The following is a 253-nucleotide window of genomic DNA, read 5'->3' on the forward strand; positions in this document are numbered from 1 at the left end:
GCCATGATCCCAGCGATGAGCGCTCATGGCTACGATCGACCCTATGCCGGTAGCATGGTGGCGGCGGCAGGTGGGCTGGGGGCCATGATACCTCCGAGTGTCGTCATGATCGTGTATGCCGTGGCGGCAGGGGTTTCGGTGACGTCGATGTTCATGGCCGGCATTCTTCCTGGCGTGCTCGTGGCGGTGGTTCTGGTGTCATACAATATCCTCCACTCCTTGAGAAACGGAGAAGGAGGTCGTTTGACAGAAG

1 protein-coding gene is annotated in these 253 nt (G+C 59.3%); it reads left to right on the top strand.

What is annotated here, in order from left to right; translation table 11 throughout:
- Positions 1-15: 15 nt before the first annotated feature.
- On the top strand, positions 16-253 hold a 238-nt coding region (locus SB717_RS37935), incomplete at its 3' end, for a TRAP transporter large permease subunit (protein WP_410908328.1).

The sequence above is a fragment of the Priestia sp. SIMBA_032 genome (genome assembly GCF_046535215.1).
GTDB classification, from domain to species: Bacteria; Bacillota; Bacilli; order Bacillales; family Bacillaceae_H; genus Priestia; species Priestia aryabhattai.